General features: G+C 64.3%; 19 protein-coding genes and 1 tRNA gene. 7 read left to right on the forward strand and 13 right to left on the reverse strand.

Translation table 11 applies throughout. The features are described 5' to 3' along the window. Positions 1-219: 219 nt before the first annotated feature. Together ACYVNQ_RS25260 and opgC are read right to left on the reverse strand one after the other, a co-directional pair. Positions 220-1,923: a tannase/feruloyl esterase family alpha/beta hydrolase gene (locus tag ACYVNQ_RS25260; RefSeq protein WP_460905878.1), complete on the reverse strand. Its 1,704-nt coding sequence runs from the start codon at positions 1,921-1,923 to the stop codon at positions 220-222. Further along, the gene (gene opgC, locus ACYVNQ_RS25265) at positions 1,923-3,032 is read right to left on the reverse strand and encodes an OpgC domain-containing protein (RefSeq protein WP_460905881.1); all 1,110 of its coding nucleotides are present in this window, start codon (positions 3,030-3,032) and stop codon (positions 1,923-1,925) included. Before opgC ends, ACYVNQ_RS25260 begins: the two co-directional genes overlap by 1 nt. A gap of 423 nt (positions 3,033-3,455) precedes the next feature. Here opgC and ACYVNQ_RS25270 point away from each other — a divergent pair, with 423 nt between their 5' ends. Next, entirely contained in the window at positions 3,456-5,039 is a 1,584-nt protein-coding gene (locus tag ACYVNQ_RS25270; protein ID WP_460905884.1) for a methyl-accepting chemotaxis protein, read from the forward strand. 110 nt (positions 5,040-5,149) lie between these two features. Next, entirely contained in the window at positions 5,150-8,239 is a 3,090-nt protein-coding gene (locus ACYVNQ_RS25275) for an autotransporter family protein (protein WP_460905887.1), read from the forward strand. Positions 8,240-8,279: 40 nt separating this feature from the next. Here the strand turns inward: ACYVNQ_RS25275 and ACYVNQ_RS25280 are convergent, their stop codons facing one another. The 6 genes from ACYVNQ_RS25280 to ACYVNQ_RS25305 all read right to left on the reverse strand — a co-directional run bounded on the left by ACYVNQ_RS25280 (position 8,280) and on the right by ACYVNQ_RS25305 (position 11,488). After that, positions 8,280-8,441: a hypothetical protein gene (locus ACYVNQ_RS25280; RefSeq protein ID WP_460905889.1), complete on the reverse strand. Its 162-nt coding sequence runs from the start codon at positions 8,439-8,441 to the stop codon at positions 8,280-8,282. A gap of 394 nt (positions 8,442-8,835) precedes the next feature. Then, positions 8,836-8,911 (reverse strand) — tRNA-Ala (locus ACYVNQ_RS25285). A 52-nt stretch (positions 8,912-8,963) separates the two neighbouring features. Beyond that, on the reverse strand, positions 8,964-9,341 hold the full coding sequence (locus ACYVNQ_RS25290) for a c-type cytochrome (protein WP_460905891.1): 378 nt from the start codon (positions 9,339-9,341) through the stop codon (positions 8,964-8,966). Further along, the gene (locus ACYVNQ_RS25295; protein ID WP_460905893.1) at positions 9,338-10,135 is read right to left on the reverse strand and encodes a BON domain-containing protein; all 798 of its coding nucleotides are present in this window, start codon (positions 10,133-10,135) and stop codon (positions 9,338-9,340) included. Before ACYVNQ_RS25295 ends, ACYVNQ_RS25290 begins: the two co-directional genes overlap by 4 nt. A 20-nt stretch (positions 10,136-10,155) precedes the next feature. After that, positions 10,156-10,743: an SIS domain-containing protein gene (locus ACYVNQ_RS25300; protein WP_460905895.1), complete on the reverse strand. Its 588-nt coding sequence runs from the start codon at positions 10,741-10,743 to the stop codon at positions 10,156-10,158. A gap of 181 nt (positions 10,744-10,924) precedes the next feature. Continuing rightward, complete coding sequence (locus ACYVNQ_RS25305; RefSeq protein ID WP_460906095.1) at positions 10,925-11,488, reverse strand: YraN family protein; 564 nt, start codon at positions 11,486-11,488, stop codon at positions 10,925-10,927. Positions 11,489-11,591: 103 nt separating this feature from the next. On the opposite strand from ACYVNQ_RS25305, the gene rsmI reads away from it, so the two are divergent. Beyond that, positions 11,592-12,464, forward strand: a complete 873-nt coding sequence (gene rsmI / locus ACYVNQ_RS25310) for a 16S rRNA (cytidine(1402)-2'-O)-methyltransferase (RefSeq protein WP_460905897.1) — start codon at positions 11,592-11,594, stop codon at positions 12,462-12,464. Between the two features lie 244 nt (positions 12,465-12,708). Here rsmI and ACYVNQ_RS25315 read toward each other — a convergent pair whose 3' ends face one another. Beyond that, a complete protein-coding gene (locus ACYVNQ_RS25315; RefSeq protein ID WP_460905899.1) occupies positions 12,709-13,311 on the reverse strand; it encodes a septal ring lytic transglycosylase RlpA family protein in 603 nt (200 codons plus the stop codon). Positions 13,312-14,005: 694 nt separating this feature from the next. On the opposite strand from ACYVNQ_RS25315, the gene ACYVNQ_RS25320 reads away from it, so the two are divergent. The 3 genes from ACYVNQ_RS25320 to ACYVNQ_RS25330 all read left to right on the forward strand — a co-directional run bounded on the left by ACYVNQ_RS25320 (position 14,006) and on the right by ACYVNQ_RS25330 (position 15,825). Beyond that, entirely contained in the window at positions 14,006-14,650 is a 645-nt protein-coding gene (locus ACYVNQ_RS25320; protein WP_460905901.1) for an MBL fold metallo-hydrolase, read from the forward strand. Next, positions 14,647-15,276, forward strand: coding sequence for a 3'-5' exonuclease family protein (locus tag ACYVNQ_RS25325; RefSeq protein ID WP_460905903.1), 630 nt, complete (start codon positions 14,647-14,649; stop codon positions 15,274-15,276). Before ACYVNQ_RS25320 ends, ACYVNQ_RS25325 begins: the two co-directional genes overlap by 4 nt. Before the next feature lie 90 nt (positions 15,277-15,366). Further along, complete coding sequence (locus tag ACYVNQ_RS25330; RefSeq protein WP_012399541.1) at positions 15,367-15,825, forward strand: Lrp/AsnC family transcriptional regulator; 459 nt, start codon at positions 15,367-15,369, stop codon at positions 15,823-15,825. A 48-nt stretch (positions 15,826-15,873) separates the two neighbouring features. Here ACYVNQ_RS25330 and ACYVNQ_RS25335 read toward each other — a convergent pair whose 3' ends face one another. The 3 genes from ACYVNQ_RS25335 to ACYVNQ_RS25345 all read right to left on the reverse strand — a co-directional run bounded on the left by ACYVNQ_RS25335 (position 15,874) and on the right by ACYVNQ_RS25345 (position 18,703). Beyond that, positions 15,874-17,082, reverse strand: coding sequence for a cation diffusion facilitator family transporter (locus tag ACYVNQ_RS25335; protein ID WP_460905905.1), 1,209 nt, complete (start codon positions 17,080-17,082; stop codon positions 15,874-15,876). A gap of 302 nt (positions 17,083-17,384) precedes the next feature. After that, complete coding sequence (locus tag ACYVNQ_RS25340) at positions 17,385-17,690, reverse strand: H-NS histone family protein (protein WP_460905907.1); 306 nt, start codon at positions 17,688-17,690, stop codon at positions 17,385-17,387. Between the two features lie 347 nt (positions 17,691-18,037). Beyond that, positions 18,038-18,703: a HugZ family pyridoxamine 5'-phosphate oxidase gene (locus ACYVNQ_RS25345; protein WP_460905909.1), complete on the reverse strand. Its 666-nt coding sequence runs from the start codon at positions 18,701-18,703 to the stop codon at positions 18,038-18,040. Between the two features lie 239 nt (positions 18,704-18,942). On the opposite strand from ACYVNQ_RS25345, the gene ACYVNQ_RS25350 reads away from it, so the two are divergent. After that, complete coding sequence (locus ACYVNQ_RS25350; RefSeq protein WP_460905911.1) at positions 18,943-20,154, forward strand: MFS transporter; 1,212 nt, start codon at positions 18,943-18,945, stop codon at positions 20,152-20,154. Between the two features lie 127 nt (positions 20,155-20,281). On the opposite strand, the gene ACYVNQ_RS25355 is transcribed toward ACYVNQ_RS25350, so the two are convergent. Beyond that, positions 20,282-21,427 carry a branched-chain amino acid ABC transporter substrate-binding protein gene (locus ACYVNQ_RS25355; RefSeq protein WP_460905913.1) on the reverse strand — a complete coding sequence of 382 codons (1,146 nt, stop codon included), beginning with the start codon at positions 21,425-21,427 and terminating at the stop codon, positions 20,282-20,284. Positions 21,428-21,473 lie beyond the last annotated feature (46 nt).

A 21,473-nucleotide genomic window follows, 5' to 3' on the forward strand; every position in this document is an offset into this window, starting at 1 on the left:
CGTGAGCAACCAATAGTACAGGGACGGCCCGCAATTGCGGGCGAAAATGACGCCGCGGGGCGGGTGCGCACGCTGATGCTGCGTGCGTGCGAAGCGGCGTTTTGAAGGCGGCGCAGGGAAGGTGCGAAGCCGAAAGTTCAGTTATGCAGTGACCGAAACGCGTGATCAGAACGCGTGGCCGGATGCATGTCCAGCACGTGACCTGTGCAACGCAACCGATCAAGGCTCTGCGCAGATGAAACTGCTCGCGCGGTTCATGTCGCCCTTGCCGACATAACGTGGAAACAGCGGATAGCGGCACAGCGGCCGCGTGCGGCCGTTGGTCGGGCCGGCGATATCGGTGGCGACCAGCGTTTCGGGAGCGACGCCGCGCGTCACCCAGTTGTCGAGCGCGCCAAGCAGATCGACCGACGGTACGAATACCCCGCTGCCGTGCTGATAGCCGGGCACCATGTACAGACGCATGAACGAATCGACCCGCTCGCGCCCGTAGCGGCCGACCAGCGCGTCGTGATATGCGATGGTCTGATCCGGGCTGATCACTTCGTCGGCGAGGCCTTGCAGCGTAATCAGCTTGCCGCCGCGCGCGATATAGCGCGCGAGGTCCGGATTCATCGCACCGATGGTCTGCGACAGGTCGACCAGTTGCTGCTGGTAGCGGCCCGGCTGCTGCACGTCGAAGCCGAGCGCGTTGTAACTCGCGTCCTGCGCGACGAAGTAGCGCAGATAGCCGTCGCCTTGCGAAAACAGGTAGCCGTTTGCGTTGAAAGTCGGCATCGCGAGGCGCGTCGCATCGTGACCGAGGCCGAGGCCGCCGGTCAGCCGCGTGCCGGCGAAGATGTTGTAGCCTGGATAACCGCTGACGTCCCATGCGAGACGGTACGGTAGTTTCAGACCGTCGCGCAGGATCATCAGCGTCGCGACTTGCGAGTCTGTCAGACATTTGTCGTCGCGCTGCGCACGCGCAATCGTGCTGTCGAGCGTGCTGCTGGCTGCGGGGTTTGCGGTGCCGCGCGCCGCCGGCGCGCAGCGCAGCGCACCGAGCACTTCGGCTTCGCGTTTGCGGCACGCCGGCACATCGCTGACGATGCCGTCGGCCGCACCGTCGAGTTTGTCGCACACCGCCAGCGAGCGCTGGTACACGCGATCGAGCAGCGTCGGCGGCACGAAGCCGCCCGGGGTCACGTATTCCGCCTGGCCGAGCTTGATGCCGATCAGCCGCACGCCGGTGAAATTCAGCGCCGGCGAGTCGGCGATCACGCCGTCGTAGTCGTCCGGAAAACGCTGCATCACCGTGTAGCCTTCGCGGCCGCCAGTCGAACCGCCGGCGAAATAGATCTTGTCCGGCGCGCGGCCGTACGCGCGCGTGATCAGCGCAATGGCGGCGTCGCGGGTCTTTTTCAGGTGCGCATAGCCGAAGTTGATCACCGCGTCGTCGATCAACCCGAACACCGCAAGCCCGGCATTGCCGACGTGTCCGGAATCGTCACCGAAGGTTGCGTAGCCCTCGGCGAGCGGTGCATGCTCCGGCGAAAACGGCATCGTGCCGACGCCGCTGACCACCACACCGTTGTACCCGCCGCCGCCCAGTTGCAATGCGCGGCCATTCCATCGGCTCGGCAGATTCAGGTCGAAACGGATGTCCGGCGTGCCGTTTTTCACGGCCTTGATGCTGCCGGTGATCCGGCAATAGTCGCCTGCCTCGTTGCCCGATGCGCTCTCTGGAATCAGCGTCGCGGAATCGATCGTCACGCCGTTGTTGGGCAACGCGATCGTGCGCGGCGGTAACGTAAGGCCGGTCAGGGTTGAACAGCGCTGCGGCTGTGCCGCGCATAGCGGCATCAACGCGAATTGCGCGGCACACAACGCTGCTGCACAGCCCAACGCGCGCAAGATACGGCGGTGAAGCGTGCGCGCCGCCATCAAACGTCCGCTCCGCGCACCGCCGCGCGCGCCTGGCTGGCCCGGGCTTTCAGGTCGCGCCACACGCGCGCCAGCATCAGCACCGCGATGATCGCAGCCAGATCGCCGGCGAGCGCCGCCATCACATGCGCGAAACCATGCAGCGAACGGGGCGTGGCGGTATCGACGATCAGCGAAATCAGCGTGCCGCCGACGAAGCACACCAGCCCCATCTGCCCGACTGTGACGACCGCCGGCAGACGCTGCGCGAGGCGCGCCACGGCGCCGTTGCGAACGAGCCCGACTGCAAGCCAGGCAATGACAATGAAATTGATCACGCGATCGATCGACAGGTTCTGTTTCAGATATCCGGGCAACGGCTGCGTCAGGATAAACAGCCTGACCGCCGCGAAGCCGAGCACGGCGAGAAGCGCGGCGCGCATCAGCCAGCGGCCGCGCCGCGACGCGAGAAATTCGTCGCTGACCGGCCGCACACGGCACAGGATACCCAGCACGAACATCAATTGCCATGCAAACGGATTGAAAGCCCAGTCGGCCACGTCGTCGATCCGCAACAGACTTGCCAGCGGTCTCGCCAGTAACCACACCGCCACGCTCAGTGCGAGCGCGAGTGCCGCCGAGCGTTTGGCGAGCGGCACCATCAACGGCACCGTGAACGGGAACAGCACGTACATCGGCAAGACGCTCGACAGATAAGGCTGACGGCGCAGCGTCACGATATCGAAAGCAGAATGCAAGGGCGCGGCGGAAAACGCCGACCAGCCGGTCATGCCGGCCATCGACAGATTCAGATGAAGGAACGCCAGCACCGCGCCGGACAGCAAGGTCAGGAGCGCCGTCAGCAAATACGCGCGGTAAATCTCGACGCCGCGCTTGAAGAAGCGCACACGCGCTGGGGCCACGCCGCGTTTGGCGAGCACCGCATCGTAGGCCGCCGCCGACGCGTAGCCGCCGAGGCACACGAACACTTCGGCCGAGTCGCATAGCGCATACGCGTGCAGCATGAAATGCGACAGCACGCTGCCGGGGATGTGATCCAGAACGATAACGATCAGCACGATTCCGCGGAAAAAATCCACTTCGATCGAGCGTCCTCGGCGGGGTGGCATATGAATTCTCGCGGCGGCCGGTTGGGTTGCGCAGGCAGTCTGACCTGTCAGGCTAGCGCCATTCAAAATTGGTTGCATGCGGGACGATTTCTGGCTGACACGTTGAAATCTTCGCACCTGTCGTGCCTGACAACCGATGGCGAAGTTGAAGACATCCGAAAGGTACGCGGCCGGTTTCACGACACGAAGTGCGCGCTGCTGTCGCGAAGCTTGCAATGCGCTGCGTGGGTGCATCGGTGAAGGGTGCTCAAGTTCGCGTCGGCGCGCCCGTAAACGTGGGGGTTGGGTGGAGGTCGGCGCGAGGTCGATGTTCACCTCGCGACGCACACCGCGATGCAAGCGTAGACGCAACGTCCGGCACGACGTCGATGCGCAGATCGATTCGCCACGCCAGCCTCCAATGACTGAACCGGGACGCACCTCATGACCATCGTTCGACGCCTCGTGCTTACGCTCGGCGTGGCGCTTTTCGCTCTCGTGCTGGTCGGCGGCTACGGCCTTGCGCAGTTGTACGGCTCGAACCGGCGCATCGACAGCCTCGAGATGCACACGATCCCCGGGCTCAAATCGATTTCGCTGGCGCTCGACGATGTCGCCGACCTGCGCCTCAATGTGTATCGCTACGTGGTGGACGGTCTCGACGATGCGAGCCGCGCCGACATCGCCGGCCTCGTCGCGGACGCGGACAAGCGTCTCGATCAGCACATCGCCGAATACGAGACCGCTGAGGTGTCCAGTGCAGTGGCCGATCGGATGGCCGACCCGGCAGCCGCGCAACGGCTCGACGCGGACCGTGCGCGCATCGCCGCGTATCGCAGCGCGCGCGGCCAGTTCTTCGACAAGCTGCGCGCCGGCGACCGCGACGGCGCGCTGGCGATGCTGCACGACGGCGGCGCCGTGCACACCGCCGCGGTCGCGCTGGATAAAGGGCTGCACGATCACCTCGATTACGACGTCGCGCACAGCCAGGCCGTGCACGACGAAAACACCGCACAGTTCCGCATGGCGTTCGGCTTGTTGATCGCAATCGTGGTGGCCGCGTTCGTCGCGACCGGCGGCTTCGGTGTGCATCTGTACCGGTTGATCGGCGCGGGTTTGCATCGTCTGCAGGACACCTTGCAGCGGGTCAGCCGTTCGCTCGATCTGTCGCAGCAGGCGCAGGTTGCGCGGATGGACGAGATCGGCCATACCGCGCTCGCGTTGAACAGCCTGCTTGGGCGGATGGCCGAAGTGGTCGCCGAAGTGCGGCTTTCCAGCGATGCCGTGGGTATCGCGTCGAAACAGATCGCCGCCGGCAATCAGGATCTGTCGAGCCGCACCGAACAGCAGGCGGTATCGCTGCAGCAAACTGCCGCGAGCATCGCGCAACTCACCGTCACCGTGCAGCAGAACGCGGACAACGCGAAAGAGGCCAGTTCGCTTGCGCTCAGCACGTCGCAGATCTCCGACGAAGGCAGCCAGGCGGTCGAACGGATGGTCGGCACGATGAGCGAAATCGCAGCGAGCTCCGCGAAGATCGCCGAGATCACGTCGCTGATCGAAGGCATCGCGTTTCAAACCAACATCCTTGCGTTGAACGCGGCGGTCGAAGCCGCACGCGCCGGCGAACAGGGGCGCGGCTTCGCCGTGGTCGCGCAGGAGGTGCGCAATCTGGCGCAGCGTTCGTCGGCGGCGGCCAAGGAGATCAAGGAACTGATCGAGCGCTCGGTCGCAACGATTCACGCGGGCTCGAGCCAGGCACAAGAAGCGGGACGCACGACCGCGCAGGTGCAGCAGGCGATCCGCCAGGTGGTGTCGCTGGTGGGCGAGATCGCGACCGCATCGGACGAGCAGGGCCGCGGTATCGAACAGGTGAATCAGGCGGTCAGCCAGATCGACGAAGTGACGCAGCAGAACGCGTCGCTGGTCGAACAGGCCGCGGCGGCTTCCGGCTCGCTCGATGAACAGGCGACCCGGTTGAGCGGTGCGGTGGCGGTGTTTACCGTGCACGGCGGACGGCCGCGTTGAACGCTGCTGCGGCAGATGTGGCGACGCTGTCGCAGTTCACTTTTGTTAACAAAAGCGATTGAACGCTTCTGATAATTTGCACGCGTCACCAGACACGTCAGATAAATCCAATGAACAAGCACGCGCATCGGCCGACGAATGCCAGGCATCGGAAAGCGGGGATTGCCGACAAGTACGCGGCTTCGGTGAGCGGAGCTTTCAGCAGCGGTAAGACTTCAAGCAGCAAGCCGCATCGGCGCGCGACAGCGACACAGCGTGAAGTCTTTGCCGTCTCTTGCGTGGCGCTGACGATTGCCGGCACGCTGCCGCAGCAGGTGTGCGCGCAGGATTTCGTGGTGAATAGCCAGGCCGATCTGATCAATGCGATCAACGCGGCCAATGCGTCGGGCGATGCCAGCTCGACCATCGAGTTTGGCAGCAGCTTTGGAGTCAACGCTTCGCTGCCGGCGGCCACCCGGTCCGTCACGCTCGATACCCAAGGCTTCACGCTGACCGCCAACGGCCTGATATGGTCCGGGACCGTGACCATCGACGGCGCGCTGACTGGCGTCACAGGTGGCGGGAGCACCACCGGCGCCGGGTTGCAGTTGAACGGCTCGAGCGTCAGCACGTCGCTCGTCAACAATGGGCACATCACGGGCGGCGCCGCCATCGCAGGCGGAGCGGCGGGGATCGGACTGTTTCAGACCTCCGGGACGGTCGTCAATAACGGCACGATCAGCGGCGGCAATGCACTGACAGGCGGAACACCGGGCTTCGGCGTTCAGCCCTCGCGTGGCGGAACGCTGATCAATAACGGCACGATCCAGGGCGGCAATACGAATGGGACCAGCGCCTCGGGTGGTGCCGGCATCAATTTCGGCGTGCTCGGCGCGACCTTGATCAACAACGGCACGATTCGCGGCGGCTCCGATCTCTCAGGCGTCAACCCGGGGGGCGCGGCGCTCTTCGTCAGGACAGGCGCTGCGCCCATTATCAACACGGGCACGCTCGCAGGCGGAAACGACGCCGTCGCGGTAATCGGCAACGCGGCTTTCACGCTGATCAACAGCGGCACTATCCAGGCCGGCAGCGGCCAGGCCACAGCGATTCAGGCGGCGGCGAGTGGCGCGACCGCTGCGCTCACGCTCGAACTGCAGGCAGGATCGGTAATCGTCGGCAACGTGGTGGCCAATGCTGCCGCGACCGGCAACACGCTGATTCTCGGCGGCACCGCCAACGACGTGTTCGACGTTTCGTCGATCGGCCCGGCCGCGCAGTATCAGAACTTCAACAGCTTCGAGAAAACCGGCACGAGCACCTGGGCGCTGACCGGCACCGGCACCACCGCCACCGCGTGGACCATCCAGCAAGGCACGCTGCAGATCGGCAACGGCGCTGCGAGCGGCAGCATCGTCGGCAATGTTACCGATAACGCTACGCTGGCCTTCGATCGCAGCGATACCTTCGCTTTCGGCAATAGCGTGAGCGGAACCGGCGCACTGAACCAGGTCGGCACGGGCACCACGATCCTGACCGCCGCGAACAGCTTCAGCGGCGGCACCAACGTGATGGCCGGCACGCTCGCAGTCGGCGACGCGGCGCACACGGGCGCGACGCTTGGCACAGGCCTGACCACGGTCTCCGCCGGCGCTACGCTCGGCGGCTACGGCTCCGTGCCAGGCTCGGTGAACAACAGCGGCACGGTGGCGGCCGCGAATGCGTTGTCCGCGTTTGCATCGGGAAACGCAGGCACGCTGCACATCGGCGGCAATCTGGATAACGCCGGCATCGTCAAGCTGGCCGCTGCGTCCGGGCAGGCCGGCAACGTGTTGAACGTCGGCGGCAACTACACCGGCATCAACGGGCAAGTCGTGCTGAACACAGTGCTGAATCAGGGCGGCAGTGCGTCGCAAACCGATCGCCTCACGGTGAACGGCAACGCGGGCGGCAGCACGACGCTTCAGTTGAACCGCTCGGGCACGGGCGCGGCGACCGTCGGCAACGGAATTCAACTGGTGCAAGTGGGCGGCACGTCGGCGGCGAACAGCTTCCATCTGGCCGGGCCGATTCAGGCCGGCGCCTATCAATATCTGCTCTATCAAGGCGGCGCGGCCGATGCGAACGGCTGGTATCTGCGCTCGCAATTCGAGCCGGCGACGAATGGGGCGAACCCGACGGCCGGCTCGCCTGACGGTACGGCTGCAAACGCCAACGCACTCGCCGGCGCTGGCGCGGCGATCGCGTATCGTCCGGCGGTAGTCGGGTACTCGGTTACGCCGCTGCTCAATACCGATTATGGCTTCACGCTGCTCGGGCGCTTGCACGAACGGGTTGGCGATATCGCGAGTGCGGAGTCGGGGGCGACGCCATCGGCCAACCGCAACGGCGTGTGGGGGCGCATCGGCGGACAGAATCTCGATGCCGACGCCGGCGACCGCTTCTCAGCCGACGAGCGCACCTTCTTCGCCCAGTTCGGCAAAGACTGGACGCTGTCGCGCGGCACCGAAGGCGGCAGCACGCACGCGGGCGCGACGGTGAGTTTCGGCTCGACCTCCGCATCGTTCAGCGACAGCGCGCGCGGCATCACCGGGCAGCTATCGGATGCGGCGGGTACGGTCGAGACGCAGGCGCAGTCGGTCGGCGGCTACTGGACCCGGTATCTGCGCGACGGTGCCTACTTCGATGCAGTGGGGCAACTGACGCACTATCAAAACCAGTACGGCGACATCTACGGCGACGCCGCGCGCCAGCAAGGTTTCGGCGCCGGCGTGTCCGGCGAAGCCGGCAAACCTTTCGCGCTGGGCGCGAGCGGCATCGCGATCGAACCGCAGGCGCAGCTGCTGTACCAGTACGTGCATCTGAACCACTTCGACGACGGCATCTCGGAGATCGGTTCGAACACCACCAACGCGTTGCGCGGCCGCTTGGGCTTTCGCCTCTTCAAGGCTAACCTGAGCAACGACGCGAAGAACTCGACCTTGACGCCTTATCTGAGCGCGGACGTGCTGCACGACTTCTTCACGCCGGGACAGACGAGCGTCGGCGGCGCAAGCTTGCAGAACGAATTGGGCAAGACGTGGTTCGACGTCGGCGTCGGGATGACCGGCAGTTTCGGCAAACACTCGGAGCTGTATGCGAACGTGACGTACGCGCATAGCATCAGCGGCGACTATCGGCGCAACGTGTTCGGGCAGGCGGGGTACCGGTTCGGGTGGTAGCGGCTGAAGTGCGGCACGCGGGCTACCCGTGACCGGGTGACTAATGCGGCCGCGCCACCGCGGACTTGCCGGAAGAGCCGGCGCATATCGCGCGCAACGCCTTGTCGGCGTAAAACACAATCAGCGCGGCGGCGGGAATCAGCAACGCGATCGCGACGGCGATACCGCCAAAACCTGCGAGCACTTCGACAGCAAGCATCATGCGGAACTCCATCAATCGCAGCTGGGTACGCCCGTCACGCGACGATGCGGGCCTCGCCATCTATACGTTGTTTGTAACTATCGATGATGCGGGTCGCGATGCCCGCCGGCAAGTATCCGAAGCATGCGCGATATTATCCCCACGCATGCGGCCATGGTCCGTACGATAGCGTCGCTACGCTGCACCGTGTGACGTGAGGCCGTGACGCCCGTGCGCGTGGGTGGCGCGACATCCGGCCATGCGCGAAGCGCGCCGCTCACCGTGCCCGCATTTGCGGCGGCTTGCCCTGGCCAATCTGGAACGCCACAAACAACAAAGCCGGCACTCGGCCGGCTTGGTGACTTGATGACTTGGTGATGAAAGCACCGCATTGCTGCGGACATCTGGAATTCTTTGGTGGAGCGGATGAGGATCGAACTCACGACCTTCGCATTGCGAACGCGACGCTCTCCCAGCTGAGCTACCGCCCCACGGTCCGGCGATTCTAGCACAAGGCTTGCGCGTTTTGCCAACCCGCACCCGTCACTTCGAAGGCGCGCCGGCCAGCACCCAGGCGACCACCGTGCGGATATCGGCATCGCTCATCGCCGGATGCGCGGGCATCGGAATCGCGCCCCAGACACCCGCGCCGCCGTCCTTCACCTTGTGTTCGAGCAGCGTTTGCGCCTGCGCATTGCCCTTGTAACGCGCCGCCACTTGCAAGAACGAAGGCCCCACCAGTTTGCGGTCGATTGCGTGACAGCCAAGGCATGCGTTGCCCTGCGCCACCACGAGGCCGCGCGGCGCATCGGCCGCGCGCGCGGCGGGCGCCGCGGCCGCCAACACTAGCGCCCAACCCGCGACGCGCGCGATGTATGAGACACCGCGGGCCCGCTGCAACACACACTTCATCGCGTTCATTGAACGGTCTTCGGACTGCCGGGCACTACCGTCGAATTCGATACCGGCGCCGGCGCCTGCTGCTCGAGCGGCCTTGACGACACGCCCGCATCCGGAATCGCGCCGGTCGTCACATCGTCGGGCGCGGCAGCGGCGCTCGGGTCCGACGCGCTCGGCGCCGATGCCGCGGCGGCTGCGACCGCCGCCGCGTCCTGCGGACGGATGTACTGGAATACCTTGACCACCTTGGCCACGCCCGGCACCCGGCTCGCGACGTTCGCGCCGATGCCGCCTTCGTCCGGCGTCACGAGGCCCATCAGATAGACCACGCCGTTCTCGCACACCACCTTGTAGTTGTTCGCCGAGATGTTCTTTTCGGCGATCAGCGCAGTCTTCACGCGGCCTTCGAGATAGGTATCGTTGGTGCGCGACGAGAAGTCGGCCGTCGGCTGCACGCTCACTTCGTTGACGATCGTATTCACGTTGTTCAGGCTGCGCACGACGCTTTCGGCTTTCTGTTTCGAAGCCTCGTCGGGCACCTCGCCGGTCAGCAGCACGCGACGGTTGAACACCGTCACGTTCACGTGCGACGGGTCGCCCAGCGCCTGGTTGATCTGCGACAACGACTTGACCTGGATCTCGCGGTCTTCCGTCTGCGCTCCGAGGGTGCGCCGGTCGGTCGCCACCAGTGCGCTGCCGCCCGCCGCGCCGGCCACCGCCAGCACACAACCCTGCAACGTCGCGGCCAGGCCGGCCGCGAGTCCGACCACCAGCGTGGTCCTCACCAGCGTGCTCTTTACGCGGTATGCGCTCATCAACTAGCTCTCCTTGGTGGTCAATCTTCGCCCAGCAGCATCGCGTCGATGCCGTCGCACAGACAGTGAATGGTCAGCAGATGCAGTTCGCGAATGCGTGCAGTCCGCCCGGATGGCACGCAAATGTGGATGTCGAGGTCGGTCAGCGTGTCGTTCGCGCCGCCGCCGCCGTCGCCGGTCAGCGCCACCACCACCATCTCGCGCTCGTGCGCGGCTTCGATTGCTGCCAGCACGTTCACGCATTGGCCTGCCGCGCTGATCGCAAGCAACACGTCGCCGGCCTGGCCGAGCGCGCGGATCTGTTTCGCGAAGATCTGCTCGAATGCGTCTTCGCTGGCGAGCGCGGTGAGTACCGCTGAATCGGTAGTGAGCGCCACGGCGGGCAGCGCGGGACGCTCGCGCTCGAAGCAGCCGATCAACCCGGCGGCGAAGTACTGCGCCTGGGTCGCCGCGCCACCGTTGCCGCACGTCAGAATGCGGTTGCCGTTGGCAAGCGCGCCGAACATCGTGTCGACTGCCGCGGCAATGGGCAGCGACAGGTTTTCCATGGCTTCGATGGTCACTTCTGCGCTGTCGCGGAAGTGCTGTTGAATGCGTTCGACTGACATCGACTCTCTATCTTGTACTGCGCGTTGTACGGCACGTGGCGGGTTGCGTTGTGTTGCGTGTTACGTGTTGCGTGCGCTGCGTGCCGGGCTTGCCGTGAGGTTTGCTGCAGCGGCGACGCACGATGCGCAATGCCCGCTGCGCGACCGCAAGTTTAACTTACTCGCAACGCGATATCGCGCTTCAGATGTCGTCCGCGCGAAACGCATCGCGCAGCCAGACCAGCCGGCCCGCTTCGAAAGCGACCACATCGAAACGGCAACGCGGCGCTTCGTCGGCATGCGTGGCCAGATAAAACTGCGCCGCGCGCACGAGGCGCTGCCGCTTCTGTCTGCCGACGCTCGCCAGCGCGCCGCCGTAGCGCGCGCGTGCTCGCGCGCGCACTTCGACGAACACCAGCGCGCCGTCCGGATCGCGCATCACCAGATCGATCTCGCCGCCGCGGCACACGACGTTGCGCGCGACGAAGCGCAGCCGCTGCCGTTGCAGGAAACCGAGCGCGTGTGCTTCGAACTTCGCGCCGATGCTTCGTTTCGACTCTGCCCGGGCAGATACGTTTCCGCGTGAGGATGGTGAAGGTGTCGGTTGCGACGAAGGTGCAGTGTGCGGCGAAGGTGACGTAGGCGGTGAGGACGCCGTGCCTCGCGAACGTGCCGTGCTCCGCGAGGACGTCGTGCCTGATGACGGCGCGGTGCGCGGCGAACGCGCCGTACGTGGCGACGGCGTCGCCTGCGCCCCCGGCGACAACGTGACTGTACCGCGCTCGGCGACGGATTCGCCCGCCGCCTTGCCGTCCGACACCTGGTGGCACAATGTCGGCCTTGCTCCGTCCGTCTGCGTCTTCCGTCTCATGACTCCTCTCTCCGAACTCGCGCAGCAGCAGGACTACCCGCCCGGCGCGCTGTACCTGGTTGCGACGCCGATCGGCAACCTCGCCGACATCACACTGCGCGCGTTGCACGTGCTCGGGCTTGTCGACCGCATCGCCGCCGAAGACACCCGCAACAGCGGCCAGCTGCTCGCGCGCTACGGCATCTCGAAGCCGCTCGTCGCCGTGCACCAGCACAACGAGCGCGCCGCGGCCGAGCGCATCGTCGAGCAGTTGCAGGCGGGCGAGCGCATCGCGTACGTGTCCGATGCGGGCACGCCGGGCATTTCAGACCCGGGCGCCAAGCTTGTCGACGCGGTGCGCGGCGCCGGCCTGCCGGTGATTCCGCTGCCGGGGGCGAGCGCGCTCGCCACCGCGGTGAGCGCCGCTGGCGACTGGGTCGCGACCTTCTCGTTTCTCGGCTTTCTGCCGACGAAATCGAAGCAGCGTGCAGCCGCGCTGCAACAGCTGGCCGGCCACACGCATGCGCTGGTGTTCTACGAAGCGCCGCACCGGATTGTCGAAACCGTTGCCGCACTGGCCGACGCGTTCGGCGGCGAACGGCGCCTGCTGATTGCACGCGAGTTGACGAAGTTACATGAAGCGCTGCACTGCGGCACCCTGGCCGAAGGGCCAGCGTGGCTCGCCGCCGATCCGAACCGGCAACGCGGCGAATTTGTGCTGGTGGTGGAAGGCGCAAGCGCGCAGCCGGCCGGCGAGCAGGATCACGATGCGTTGCTGCATACGCTGCTGGAAGAACTGTCGGTGAGTAGCGCGGCGAAGCTCGCGGCGACGCTGACCGGCGCGTCGCGCAACGTGTTGTACGCGCGCGCGCTGCAGCTGAAGAAAGACTGAGAAGTAAGAGCGGGAACCCGGCGCGCACAGAGGCGCAGGCGGCAATGGCCGCATCAAACCGGGAAAGCGTGCGCCGCGACCCGCCGCGCCCCGGCACGCACACAAGTTAAAACACAAGAAAACGGAAGGACCGCCAGCGGCCCTTCGTCAACAACAAGCCTGCCGCACCAAAGGCGCGCTTGTCAGGCTAAACAACAAACGACATACGGCCAAGGCAGCCAGGCGCTATCAGAGCGCAATCGAACTACTTTTCAACGTTCGGGCCACCATTCGCCGCCAGCATTTCAGCCTGTTCGGCCTTCGCTTCACGCTGGCTCAAACCTGCGATCTGCACCCGCGCCGTGCCCACGTGCTGCAGATGCAGAACGCCCGCGGCCGCATACGAAAGGTCGATCACCCGGCCGCGCGCGTACGGGCCACGGTCATTGATCTTCACGACGACCGAGTCGTTGGTTTCAGGGTTCGTCACGCGCACGTACGAGCCGAGCGGCAGCGTACGGTGCGCGGCGGTCAGCGCATTCATATTGAAGCGCTCGCCATTCGCGGTGCGGCGGCCATGAAACAGCTTGCCGTACCACGACGCGCGACCCGTCTGACGAAAGTTCTTCACATCGGGACCGTCATCGCTCAACACTTGCGCGTCGGCGAGTTTGCCCTTCGGCTGGGCTTCCGGCGCCGGCGTGTTACTGGCCGAGCCGTAAGCTTGCGGTGCGGTTGCGTCCTGCGCGGCCTTCGTGCTCAGCGCCGATGTGCTGGCCTGGTTCGAAGCGCTCGGCGGCATCGCGCAGCCGGTTAGCACCAAAAAGGCAAAAAAAGCCCCTATACGTCGGGTTTGCCGAGTTTCCATAAGACTAACGATGTTACAAATGCGGGCCACACCACGCGATGGCTGCGTGTTGCATGTGACCCGGACGGCAAGGCGCAGCCATACGCCGCGCATGGAGGCGCAGAGCGGTTGAGCCCGTACGCGGCATGACATGCCGCTACCGCACGGTTAGTTTTCACGTCGGGCGCAAACTGTCCCCGCAGTTTTTGGCCAGACCCCACTCGCCGCCATCAAATGTGAAATGCCACGCAAGGTGACTCACATTTTTGCGCCCGCAAAGCAGCGCTCAGGGATGGCGGCGTAGGCCCCATCCAGCGTTACGGCAGCAAGGCCGTGACAGACGCGTGGCGTCTGGCTGGACAAGACGTGTGCACCGAATTTCGATGCTGGATTTGCCGTCGGACAGCACGGCACTTACTTGAAGGCAACCTGCATTCCCGTTTCAAACGATCATATGAGTTTTGCTCTACGACCTGCCTGAAACCCGGAATTTGTTGACCGGTGAATGTGCGGCTTTCCGCACACGATTCGCCATTATACCCAATTTCGAAAACTGGGTAGCCGGCAGCTCACCGTCCTCGAACAATCTTTACAGTTGCCGTAAGAATCACTGTGGTGACGCGCTGTCCCGGGGCTTTCTCTAGCCTGTTTTGCGCTGACGGCGGCGCCCGCCCCGCGCCGGTACAATCGATGTTTTCCAGCCGCACAGGCCGCCATGAAAGTCACTTTGATCCCTGTCACGCCGTTTCGGCAGAACAGCTCGCTGCTCGTCTGCGAAGCGACGCAGCGTGCCGCGATCGTCGACCCCGGCGGCGATCTCGAGATCATCCAGCGCGAGGTCGAACGCTTAGGCGTCCGCGTCGAGAAGATCCTGCTCACGCATGGGCACGTCGATCACTGCGCCGGCGCGAAGGCACTCGCCGCGCACTATGGCGTGGCGATCGAAGGCCCGCATCCGGACGAGCGCTTCTGGCTCGACAAGCTGCCGGAGCAAAGCGTGCGCTTCGGCTTTCCCGCTGCCGAATCGTTCGAACCGGAGCGCTGGCTGCACGATGGCGACACCGTGCAGTTCGGCAACGAGACGCTCGACGTATTTCACTGCCCCGGACATACGCCGGGCCACGTGGTGTTTTTCAGCCGCACGCATCGTCTTGCGCTGGTCGGCGACGTGCTGTTCGCCGGCTCGATCGGCCGCACCGATTTCCCGCGCGGCAATCACGACGATCTGATTGGCTCGATCCGCAGCAAGCTCTGGCCGCTTGGCGACGACGTCACGTTCGTCCCCGGCCACGGGCCCACCTCGACCTTCGGCGACGAGCGTCGCACCAATCCTTATGTTGCAGATGGAGTCGGCGCATGAACGGTGAAATCTACGTCAGCACCGACGTCGAAGCGGACGGGCCGATTCCCGGGCCACATTCGATGCTGAGCTTCGCCTCCGCAGCGTTCACCGAAGACAAGCAGCTGATCAGCACCTTCTCCGCGAACCTCGAGCTGCTCGATGGCGCCGCGGCCCACCCGGTGCAGGAAGCGTGGTGGAAGACCCAGCCGGACGCCTGGGCGGCATGCCGCAAGGACCTGCGCAAGCCGGCCGAGGCATTGGTCGCGTACGTGGAGTGGGTCGAGGCGCTGCCCGGCAAACCGGTGTTCGTCGCGATGCCGGCGGGCTTCGATTTCACCTTCATGTTCTGGTACATGATGCGTTTCACCGGGCGCTGTCCGTTCTCGTGGTCGGCGCTCGACATCAAGACGCTCGCCTTTGCGATGACCGGCCTGCCTTATCGCAAATGCATCAAGCCGCGTCTGCCGAAACACTGGTTCGACGACCTGCCGCACACCCACGTGGCACTCGACGACGCCATCGAGCAAGGCGCGCTCTTTTGCAACATGCTGGCGGAATTGCGCTCGGGGGGCCTGAACGCGGCGCGGATCGGCGCGGATGGGGACGATGCAGCACAAAACGCCGCCGACAAACCCGCAAATTAGGCGATCTGTCTCGCAAAAGGGTGTTTCGATTGCGTTTCGTTTTCGCGACCTCTACCATTATGGGTACGGCGACGCCAACGGAGGCCGCAGTTGACACTCGATACGTTCTCTCAGAAGATCCTGCGCCTTTTGCAACTGGATGCCCGCCGCTCGGTGCAGGAAATCTCCGATCAGGTCGGCCTGTCCAGCACGCCATGTTGGCGCCGCATCAAGGATATGGAGCAGTCGGGCATCATCCAGCGCTACACCGCGCTGCTCGACCGTGAAAAGCTGGGGCTGCATGTCTGCGCGCTCGCGCATATCCATCTGACGCGCCATACCGAGGGCGGTGTCGAGCAATTCGAACGCGAAATCGCCACCTGCCCGGAGGTGACCGAGTGCTATAGCACGACGGGCGAGTCCGACTACATCTTGAAAATCGTCGCGCCGGATATCAAGGCGTATGACACCTTCCTGCACGACCGCATTTTCAAGATTCCAGCCGTCGCGCAGGTGCGCACCAGCGTCGTGCTGCGCGAGATCAAATTCGATACGCAATTGCCGCTTTGAGGCGGTTTTAACTCGGCCGTCGCGCGGGCGCCGCTCAGAGGCGTCCGCTCAATCCGCACTCGCGCGCCGCGTCGCAGCCGCGGCGGCCTCGCGTGCCGCCAGGTCCACAGTGCGCTGCACGCTCAAGCTGCGCGCCCCCACCTTGCGTTTCAGCCCGTCGACATCGACGCGCGCAAAGCGCTGCGCGTCCTCTTCCTGCGCGAGAGCAGGTGCGGGCGGCAGCGTCACTTCCACGTCGAGCCCGGAACTCAGGTAATGCAGATGCACCTCGGCTGCCTTCAGCCCCTGCTGCGCGAGTGCTGCGTCGATTTCGGCCACCACCCGCTCGCGCGGCGGCAAGCCGACCGGCGGCCCGATTTCGTCCTCATTTTCCGGATCGACGTGAATCAGCGCGTCGAGCACGCGGTGATCGGTCAGCACGCGGGCACGCGCCGATTCGGCAATATAGTGGCCCTCCGAAACCGAGATCAGCGGATCGACCAGGATATGTGCGTCGACCAGCGCGAGATCGCCCATCTTGCGCGTGCGCAGCTGATGCACGTCGCGCACGCCGGGCGTCGACAGCAGCAACGCGCGCACGTCGGCGGCAGCGGGCTCGTCGAGTGCGCGATCCGACAAATCTTGTAGCGCATCCCAGCCGAACACCCAGCCCATACGCGCGACCATAAAACCGACGATCGCCGCGGCGATCGGATCGAGCAGGCGCATGCCGAACAGACTGCCGACGATACCGAGCGCCACCACCAGCGAAGACGCCGCATCCGAGCGCGCGTGCCATGCATTGGCAATCAGCAGCGCGGAGCGCACGCGCTGCGCTTCGCGCAGCATGTAGCGAAATAGCCCTTCTTTCGACACCAGCACCACCAGCGCAACGGCCAATGCGCTGATATGGACGGCGGGGATATCGTGCAGATTGGTCAGGCGCGTGGCGGCGCGCCACAACATGCCGATGCCGACGGCAATCAGCAATGCGCCGAGAAAAAGCGAAGCAACGGTTTCGTAGCGGCTGTGACCGTAATTGTGATCGGCATCCGGCAGCGCGCCGCTGTGGCGATTAGCCACCAGCACGACGAAATCGGATATCAAATCGGCGAGCGAATGAAGTCCGTCCGCCACCAGCGCCTGCGAATGCGCGACCACGCCGACAGCGATTTGCGCTGCCATCAGCACCGTATTCAGCGCAATGCTGACGAATGTGGTTTTGCGCGCGACCTGGTGTTTTTCGGCCGATTGCGCTGCGGCCATGCTGGAAGGCATATGAATGGCACCATGTTGAAGCCTTTCATTCTACCCGGCATACGCTTAAACGTCAGATTAGCCGGCAGGAAACTGCTTGTGAATCATGCGCTTATCCGGAAATGTCACGAAACCAGTCTGCGCCCGTCACAATCACGGTGGTTTCGCGGTAACTATGCCTCGTGATGCGCATTGCACGCGCGACCAGTGCAGGTTCAATTTGTCGCATTGATCGCCATATTGCGCACAAAAACAAAAACCGCGTCCTACCTGCGACGCGGTTTTGTAAGACATCGATCGGCCCGATAGGCCGATCCAAGCGCTTACTTCTGATTCTGAATGAGAAACTTCTCACGATCCTGGCCAGCAATCCAGCGCGGCGGCTTGCCGCGGCCCGACCACGTGTTGCCACTATCCGGGTCGCGATATTTCGGTGCAACACCGGTGCGTGCACGACCGACTTTCGGATGCTTTACACGGCCGCCACCCAACTCAGCAAGCGTAATGCCGTAGTCGGCCATTTTCTGCTTGATTTCGTTCAGTACTTCCGCGTATTCGCGTTCCTTCGCTTCTTCGATCTGCTTTTCCAGCTTCTCTCGCTGAGCGAGAAGTTCCTTGTAGGAAGACATAGGTTCCCTTTGTCGTTCAATAAATGGACCCCGGTCTGATGCCGATTTAGTCCTTTGCAGGTGATCATGCCTCGGAATTTGCAGGCGAGATTAACACAAAATATAAACGCGCGAATAGGTGCGAGCCCAAATTAATTAATTGCCGTTTCTTAAACTTTCACTGGAGTGTCGAAAGGTCGGTGCGGACCGTTCGGATCGGATTCGTATTTTGCCGAAAAGTGGCGTAATCAATGAATGGATTCTGATTCGACTCTCGAAATATGAAACGGATGCCTCAATTCGGCCTGGAAACTTTTCATTTCATGAAAACTTTTGAGCAAAATTGAAGTTGGTTAAGCATTCGGCAGTCAAGTCGCGACACGGCCGGAAAGACAGGCTTCCAGTGCAGCGAATAGGGCATGCGGGTCGACCATCGGCGCGCTGAACGGCTGCCTGATGCGAATCCCGCTCACGCGTAAATCGGCGCCGTAGCGGTCGACGCCGAGTAGTTCGACCTGCGGCAGGCGTCGTGCATCGCGCTCGAAACCGTCGACCAGCGCGGCTTCTTCGTCGGGCGCAAGCGGCTCGAGCGGATCGAGATCGCCGGCTTCGATCCAGCCCATCGAGCCGAATCCGCCTATATAACGCATGCGATCCGGGCTCAGGGTCCAGAACGAGAAGTCGCCCAGTGCGAGATAACGCTCTGCATCCGGGTGGTAGCGCAGGTAGCGGCGCACCAGCGGCGGCGCCGCTTCCACCGGCTCGAAGCGGCCCAGCAGCGTGACCCGCTGCGCATTGAGCACGTCGCCGTCAGGCGCGTCGACCACCAGGAAACCCGCGCGCGGATCGTCCTGCAGATTGCGCGTGTGCTCGGCAAGGCGGCTCACAAGGATGGTCGGCCGGTGCCGCGCGTCGGGCGCGAACGGCAGGATCGATGGGTATGGAAAACCTTGCGGCGCACGGGAGTGGGTAGCAAGCGTGCCGGCGGTGGCCCGGTGTAGCAGGTGCAGCAAAGCGTCGGCAGGAAGTTTCAAGTGCGCATCCTCGAGCGGTCGGTCGACAGGGCGGGTGAAGCGTGGCGTGATGCTTCGCCGCGGGCTCCGCGCGCGAACCCGGTACAAGCCCAGATGCAAGCCCAGGCAGGCGCAGGAACGCGCACGCGGCTGAAGTAGATATTAGTCGAGCGATGCTTCAGCGCGGTGCAGCCCGCTTCGCTAAAATCTCAAGTTCGCTTTCAACGCGCTTTCCCCCTCCCTTCCCAACGAGACTGCCTGTGTCCGACCGCCCGCCCGACGTCGCCGCGCTCCCCGCCGCCCACCGAGACCTGTCGGTTGCAGCACGCAACCGCGCCCGCTACGCGACGATGGCACTGTTCTTCATCGCCGGCATGATGTACGGCTCGTGGGGTATCCATGTGCCGACCGTGCGCGATCGCTTCGAGCTGAATCCCGCGCTGCTGTCAATCGCGTTGCTGGCGGTAGCGGGCGGCTCGATTCTGGCGATGACCGCCAATGGCGCGTGGATCGCGCGCGTCGGCACACGCCGCGCGTGTTTTGCCGGCGGCATGACGATGGCCGTCTGCGCGGCGCTGATTCTGGTCGTGCCGGCTTACTGGATGCTGCTCGTTGTGCTGGCGACGTTCGGCGCCGGCCTCGCGACCCTCGACGTCGCGATGAACGCCGAGGCGAGCGCGGTCGAACAGGCGCTCGGGCGGCCGATCATGTCGGCACTGCACGGCATGTTCAGCATCGGCGGGATGGGTGGCGCGGCGATCGGCGGCACGCTGCTCGCACATGGCATGACGCCCGTGATGCATCTGCTGCTCGCCGCGCTGGTCAGCGCCGCGGTGCTGATCGTCGCGTGTCCGGCCGTGCTGCCGCACGTGCCGCACGCCGACCATCCGGATGCGCACACGCCACGCGCGAGCCGCTGGCGTTCGCCGGCGCTGTGGGCGCTGGGCATCATCGCACTGATCGCGCTGATCGCTGAAGGCGCGATGTACGACTGGGCAACCGTCTATATGCGCGACGTGGTGCGCGCAACGCCCGCGGTCTCGAGTGCCGCGTATGCGGCGTTTTCCGGCGGCATGGCCGCGGCGCGCTTCGCCGGCGACGCGGTGCGCGCCCGTTTCGGTGCGCCGCAACTGGTAATGGCGAGCGCGTCGCTCGCCTGCGTGGGCATGATCGGCGCACTGCTGCTGCCGCACACGATTACCGCGATGACCGGCTTCACGATGATGGGCCTCGGCCTCGCGAACATGATGCCGGTGCTGTTCGCAGCCGCCGCGCGGGTGAAAGGCATTCACGCGGCCGAAGGGCTCGCGCACGTCGCCGGGCTCGCGTACTTCGGCTTGCTGCTCGGGCCGGTGATCATCGGCGGCGTGGCGCAGTTGACCACCTTGCCGATCGGGCTTTCGGTGGTCGCGCTATGCGCCGCGGTAACCGCGATTGCCGGACCGAAAGTGCTGAAGCGGCTCGGCATCTGAATCCCGCCGCGCCATGCAAAAACGCGCCCAATAAAAAAGCACGCGAGTCGAAAACCCGCGTGCTTCAGATGCGCTATTCGCGCTAGCCGACGGCGGGACGAACCCGCCATCCGCCGTTGTTCTGCTCTTACATCTTGACGACGTCGAGCAGCGTCTTCTTACCGGCCTTGTAGTTGTACAGCGAGATCACGCCGTGCTTCAGGTCGCCCTTCGAGTCAAACGTGGTTTGACCGATCACGCCCTTGTAGTCGGTGTTCGGCATCGCTGCGAGGATCTTTGCCGGATCCGTCGAGTTAGCACGCTTCATTGCGTCGGCAATGATGTACACCGCGTCATACGTGAACGGTGCGTAGATCTGGATCGGCTGGCCGAAGCGCTTTTCGTACTTCGCTTCGAACGCCTTGCCGCCTTCCATCTTTTCGAGCGCCATACCGGCTTCCGAGCAGACGATATTGTCGGTCGCGTCGCCTGCCAGATCGGCCAGCTTGTCGGTACACACGCCGTCGCCTGCCAGCACCTTCGCGCGCAGGCCGAGCTGCTTGGCCTGCTTGGCGAACGGGCCGCCGGTGGCGTCCATGCCGCCGTACATGATCGCGTCCGGGTTTTCACCCTTGATCTTGGTCAGAATCGCGCGGAAGTCGACGGCCTTGTCGTTGGTCGCATCATGCGACAGCACCTTCAGGCCGAGCGTCTTGGCGGTCTTCTCGAATTCGTTGGCGAGACCCTGGCCGTAGGCGGTCGAGTCGTCGACGATCGCGACGCTCTTCACCTTCATGCCCTTGGCTGCGTAGTTCGCCAGTGCCGGGCCTTGCTGCGCATCGGTCGCGACGACGCGGAAGGTCGTCTTGAAGCCTTGCTGCGTGTAGGCCGGGTTGGTGGACGACGGCGAGATCTGCACGATGCCTGCATCGCTGTAGATCTTCGAAGCCGGGATCGAAGTACCGGAGTTCAAGTGGCCAACCACTGCAACGACCTTGTCGTCGACCAGTTTCTGCGCAACCTGCGTAGCGGTACGCGGGTCGGCTGCGTCGTCTTGCGCGTCGAGTTGCAGCGTAACCTTCTGACCGTTGATCGTCAGGCCCTTCGCGTTGATTTCCTCAACTGCGAGGCGCGCGCCATTTTCGTTGTCTTTACCCAGGTGAGCAATGCCGCCCGTCAGCGGAGCAACGTGGCCGATCTTGACGACCTCGTCAGCCACCGCACCCGTTGCCAACGTCGCAAACAGCATGGCCGCAGCGCTAATCGGCAACAGCTTTTGAATCTTGATGTTCATGTAAGTCTCCAGTTTCGGTCCCAAAAACAACGTAATCGCCCTTGTG

This window comes from Paraburkholderia jirisanensis, from assembly GCF_054782355.1.

Excerpts from the sequence above, each read along its gene's own strand:
- ACYVNQ_RS25260 (WP_460905878.1), bottom strand. The coding sequence starts at position 1,923 with ATGGCGGCGCGCACGCTTCACCGCCGTATCTTGCGCGCGTTGGGCTGT.
- opgC (WP_460905881.1), bottom strand. The coding sequence starts at position 3,032 with ATGCCACCCCGCCGAGGACGCTCGATCGAAGTGGATTTTTTCCGCGGA.
- ACYVNQ_RS25270 (WP_460905884.1), top strand. The coding sequence starts at position 3,456 with ATGACCATCGTTCGACGCCTCGTGCTTACGCTCGGCGTGGCGCTTTTC.
- ACYVNQ_RS25275 (WP_460905887.1), top strand. The coding sequence starts at position 5,150 with ATGAACAAGCACGCGCATCGGCCGACGAATGCCAGGCATCGGAAAGCG.
- ACYVNQ_RS25280 (WP_460905889.1), bottom strand. The coding sequence starts at position 8,441 with ATGATGCTTGCTGTCGAAGTGCTCGCAGGTTTTGGCGGTATCGCCGTC.
- ACYVNQ_RS25290 (WP_460905891.1), bottom strand. The coding sequence starts at position 9,341 with ATGAACGCGATGAAGTGTGTGTTGCAGCGGGCCCGCGGTGTCTCATAC.
- ACYVNQ_RS25295 (WP_460905893.1), bottom strand. The coding sequence starts at position 10,135 with ATGAGCGCATACCGCGTAAAGAGCACGCTGGTGAGGACCACGCTGGTG.
- ACYVNQ_RS25300 (WP_460905895.1), bottom strand. The coding sequence starts at position 10,743 with ATGTCAGTCGAACGCATTCAACAGCACTTCCGCGACAGCGCAGAAGTG.
- rsmI (WP_460905897.1), top strand. The coding sequence starts at position 11,592 with ATGACTCCTCTCTCCGAACTCGCGCAGCAGCAGGACTACCCGCCCGGC.
- ACYVNQ_RS25315 (WP_460905899.1), bottom strand. The coding sequence starts at position 13,311 with ATGGAAACTCGGCAAACCCGACGTATAGGGGCTTTTTTTGCCTTTTTG.
- ACYVNQ_RS25320 (WP_460905901.1), top strand. The coding sequence starts at position 14,006 with ATGAAAGTCACTTTGATCCCTGTCACGCCGTTTCGGCAGAACAGCTCG.
- ACYVNQ_RS25325 (WP_460905903.1), top strand. The coding sequence starts at position 14,647 with ATGAACGGTGAAATCTACGTCAGCACCGACGTCGAAGCGGACGGGCCG.
- ACYVNQ_RS25335 (WP_460905905.1), bottom strand. The coding sequence starts at position 17,082 with ATGCCTTCCAGCATGGCCGCAGCGCAATCGGCCGAAAAACACCAGGTC.
- ACYVNQ_RS25340 (WP_460905907.1), bottom strand. The coding sequence starts at position 17,690 with ATGTCTTCCTACAAGGAACTTCTCGCTCAGCGAGAGAAGCTGGAAAAG.
- ACYVNQ_RS25355 (WP_460905913.1), bottom strand. The coding sequence starts at position 21,427 with ATGAACATCAAGATTCAAAAGCTGTTGCCGATTAGCGCTGCGGCCATG.